5 protein-coding genes are annotated in these 4,185 nt (G+C 59.2%); 4 read left to right on the plus strand and 1 reads right to left on the minus strand.

From position 1 onward, the window contains the following. The 3 genes from WA354_RS03840 to WA354_RS03850 form a co-directional block, all read left to right on the plus strand. On the plus strand, window positions 1-508 hold a 508-nt coding region (locus WA354_RS03840; RefSeq protein WP_472811688.1), incomplete at its 5' end, for a RibD family protein. Between the two features lie 108 nt (window positions 509-616). Continuing rightward, window positions 617-850, plus strand: a complete 234-nt coding sequence (locus WA354_RS03845) for a hypothetical protein (protein WP_472811689.1) — start codon at window positions 617-619, stop codon at window positions 848-850. 70 nt (window positions 851-920) lie between these two features. Then, window positions 921-1,595 carry a riboflavin synthase gene (locus tag WA354_RS03850; RefSeq protein ID WP_472811690.1) on the plus strand — a complete coding sequence of 225 codons (675 nt, stop codon included), beginning with the start codon at window positions 921-923 and terminating at the stop codon, window positions 1,593-1,595. Between the two features lie 209 nt (window positions 1,596-1,804). Here the strand turns inward: WA354_RS03850 and WA354_RS03855 are convergent, their stop codons facing one another. Next, on the minus strand, window positions 1,805-3,226 hold the full coding sequence (locus tag WA354_RS03855; protein ID WP_472811691.1) for a CapA family protein: 1,422 nt from the start codon (window positions 3,224-3,226) through the stop codon (window positions 1,805-1,807). A 224-nt stretch (window positions 3,227-3,450) separates the two neighbouring features. On the opposite strand from WA354_RS03855, the gene WA354_RS03860 reads away from it, so the two are divergent. Then, window positions 3,451-4,185: type II secretion system F family protein (locus tag WA354_RS03860; protein ID WP_472811692.1), on the plus strand; the 735-nt coding region annotated here is incomplete at its 3' end.

Consider the following 4,185-nt stretch of genomic DNA (forward strand, 5'->3'; position numbering starts at 1 on the left):
GGATACAGCTCTCGCCGACGATCCCATGCTCACCGATCGCAGCGGCCTGCGCCGTCGCCGTCCTCTGCTGCGCGTGGTGCTCGACTCCGCACTCCGCATGCCGCTTGACTCGAAGATGGTGCGCGGCGCCGAGAACGACGTCGTCATCTTCACCGTCTCCAAAGATGAAGGCCGCATCAATGAACTTCGAAGCCGCGGCGTGCGCGTCGAAGTTCTCCCGCCCGAAGCTGGGCGCGTTCCCCTCGGCAAGCTATTCGACAAGCTTGGCGAAGAAGGCATCCTCTCCGTCCTCACCGAAACCGGTACGCGCCTGAACACGGCCCTGCTCGCCAGTGGACTGGTCGACCGGGTACATCTCTTCGTCGCCCCGCAGATCATGGGCTCCGACGCCGTCCCCGCATTCAAAGGCATGCCTGAAGCCATCCGCATGGGCGAAGTCGAAGTGGAACGCTACGGTAACGACCTCGGCCTCTGCTCCCTTCTGCGCGATCCCTGGTCCAGCAACTGATCGAACGCGATCGGTTCGTTCGCAGCACCAAGACGTACGGCTTTTCCGTTCCGAAACTCGGCTGCTGTCTTAAAATGATTTCACTTGCCCGGGATCAAACAGAGAGACGTGAAAGAATACTTCTCGAGTTGGCTGTTCACAGCCGGATTCATTGTGCTGCTGGTGGGGAGCGCGCCTCTGCTCACGATTATTGTGCTGGCCAAAATCGGCATCTGGCCCGACCCTGATCCAAACCCCATCGGGCCCGGCCTCCTCACCTTCGTCACCTTCTGGCCCGGCGTTCTTCTCATGGTGATCGGCGCACGTCGAGTGAGCGCGCATCGCCGCAAAATCGGCGGTTAAATCTCAAGCCTCTGCAAAGCACGCATGTTGATCCCCAACCGCCAATTTTCTGATCCCTTAGAATCAATCCATGTTCACCGGCATCATCGAGCAGACCGGCACCCTCGTCAGCCTCACCGATCGCGGCGGCGTTCGCCGCATCACAGTCGAAGCCCCCGGCATTGCAAACCGCCTTCGTGAGGGCGACTCTCTCGCCGTCTCCGGCGTCTGCCTCACTGCTCTCGATGTCGACCCGACCTACTTCCACGCAGACCTGGCGCAGGAGACTCTGGACCGCACATCCCTCGGCGCGCTCAAGCCCAGCGCGAAAGTGAATCTCGAATTGCCAACCGCAGCAGGAAGTCCGCTTGGCGGCCACATTGTCCAGGGCCACGTCGACGGCGCCGGGGTCATGACCGCGCTAGATCCCGTGATCCCCGAGACAAGCCCTCATTTCAATCGCGAAACCACCGACTGGACCCTCAAGGTCCGCGTCCCCGAAAGTGTCTGCCAGTGGATGGTGCACAAAGGCTCCGTCGCAATCGAAGGCATCAGCCTCACGATTGCAGCGATCGAAGACGACACCATCTCCATCGCAATCCTGCCGCTGACCTATTGGCGCACGAATCTCCACGCGCTCAGCGTCGGCGCGCCAGTGAATGTCGAGGCCGATGTCCTGGTGAAGCTCGCGTATCAGCAGATGCAATCCGCGAAGAAGCCAGAGTTTGACTTGACCGAGCAGTGGCTCGTCGCAAACGGATATTGATTCGGAGCAAAAATCGGAGTCAGTCAATGAGATCGATAAGAGAGATCGGACTGAAGACACCAGAGCACAGCGCGAGTACTTCCGCTATTCGGGAGTTTCGGCTGAACTTGAGCAGCGAGGAGCCGGAACATCGCGTCCGGAGCTTGCCTGGGCATGCCGCACCGGACAACCCAAAGAACTGTTCACTCCTGAAGATGGTTTTCGAAGAGCTACTTCGTCGCAACCTTCGGCGGATCGGTGACATACTCGTCTCCGGTTCGCGCCAGAATTTGCCCGCGCCGATCCGTCAGCAGCTTGAGCTGTTTTGTCAGCTCGATAAATTCCTGCTTCTGCTCCGCCGTCATTTCCGCACCGTTCTGCGTTGCCTTGTTCAGCTCATCCAGCTTCGCCTGCACCTTCGGAACCTCGCGATCGATCAACACCGGATGAATATTCGGCGTCTTCGCCTTCCCTGCAGCCAGCGAATTACGGTTATTCTCTCCCCAGACCGGCAACATGCCCACGTGCGCCAGTTCCACGCGCACGCCTGCCGGGCCGTAATCGTTCCGCACCGCCGAAAACAGCCCGATCATCGAATCGCGCGGATCGCCATCTTTGTCCGGCATTAATCCATCCACGTAATTCCGCGACTGGTTGGACAGAAAATTTCCCAGCGAATAAAAGATCACCGCCATCCGCCCATCCGCAGTGCTATAGGTCTCAATTGGCTGCAAAACATGCGGGTGATGCCCCACGATCACTGAAGCCCCAGCATTCAGCATCTTGTGTGCAATGTCCACGTCTTCAGGCCGCGGCGCCGGCGCGTATTCCGTTCCCCAGTGAATCGAAATCACCAGCATGTCGCACTGTGCCTTCGCCGCCCGCACCGCGGCCAGCACCTGCTCTTCGTCCGCCCCGGGCGCTCCGCCTGACTCACCCGGATAAGGAAAGAAATTCACATGTGGCTGATCGTCCTTGTCTGGATTGCGGTTTCCATTCAGCCAGCGCGTCATCCCCAGCCAGCACACCTTGATGCCATTGGCCTCCACAACCAGCGGCTGCCAGGTCTGCGCAGCCGTGTCGCCCGAACCCACAAACTGCAGCCCGATCTCGCGCAGATGGTCACGTGTCTCTGCGAATCCTGCCCATCCCTGGTCCATCACATGATTGTTCGCAAACGATACGATCTTGATCCCATTTGCCTTCAACGCCTCAGGCAGCGCCACCGGCGCGTCAAACATGAACGGCTTCGATCCTTTGGAGTGAACCGGGGCCACCGGTGTTTCAAGGTTCACAAACCCAAAGTCCGCACCCTCGAAAACGTCGCTCACATCCGCCAGCAGAGATCCCCACCCTGCCTCTCCTCCACCGGCGGCTTCGGCTGCTGCCCGCACTGGCTCATGCGGAATCACGTCCCCGCCGACCGCAAAATTGACCCGTGCAAGCTCATGAGGATAGGGTGCCGGAGCGGCGGCGCGACGCAGGTTTGCAGGGGACCCGAGAAAAAAAGCTCCCGCCAGCACCAGTCCTAACAACATCACTACCGTAAGTGCCGCTGCCCGCGGGCTCAGGCCCAGCAGGTTGCCAGACCCGGTTTCCTGCCCCGGCGGAATGCCTTCGCCGGAATTCATCCATTTTGCCGTCTGGTCCATGGGGGGCTTGATCCATCCTCAGCATACCCCCGGAAAAGAAGGAGGTTAGTCCCAATCTGAACTTAAGTACCCTCAACGGCAGTAACCCTATATATTGGCACGGAGAATCGGCGAACGGTTCCGCGGGAATCTGCGTCTATCCTATGAGCGAAACTGTTACCCTTGAACAGGAAAGCGAACGGAAGGCCGGCACCGCTCGGGGCGACGGGCCGGTACCCTGAACTATGGCAGAGTTCGTAATCAAGTTGGCCGATGAACGCGGTCGCGTAATGGAGCAGATCCAGACCGCCTCCACTGCGGAGGAGTTGCGTGCGCGCTTCTCCCATGCCGGTTATCACGTCTTCTCAGTGAAGGCGCGATCCGGTCTGGGCGGTGTTTCGCGCCGCAAGGTCAAGCTCGAGCCGTTCCTCATCTTCAACCAGCAGTTTCTTACTCTCATTCGCGCCGGCCTGCCCATTCTCGGTTCGCTTCAGATGCTCACAAAGATCCAGAAGAGCGCCTACTTCCGCAGCCAGCTCGAGGACATCGCCAACCGCGTCAAAACAGGTGAATCTCTCTCCGCTGCCTTTGAAGCGCAAACCGGCGTGCCGGTCATGTACACCACAACCCTGCTCGCCGGCGAACGCTCCGGCAACCTGCAGGAGGTGCTCGAACGCTATATCGGTTTCCAGCGTGTTTCGCTCACCTTCCGCAAAAAGCTCACAGCCTCGCTCATTTACCCCGGCCTGTTGCTCACGATCGTGAGCGGACTGCTCGTCTTCATGTTCACCGTGGTTATCCCCCAGTTTGCTCAGCTTTACGACCAGATGGGCTCAAAGCTACCCGCGCTCACCGTAGACCTTCTAACCTTTGGCAAGTGGACGCAGCACAACATCCTTTGGATTGCCCTGAGCGTGCTTGTATTAGCCGTGACCATCTGGCGCTTTTCTATCACCGAAAAAGGCCGCGATATGGTGGAC

The sequence above is a fragment of the Occallatibacter sp. genome (genome assembly GCF_049802275.1).
Lineage (GTDB): Bacteria > Acidobacteriota > Terriglobia > Terriglobales > Acidobacteriaceae > Telmatobacter.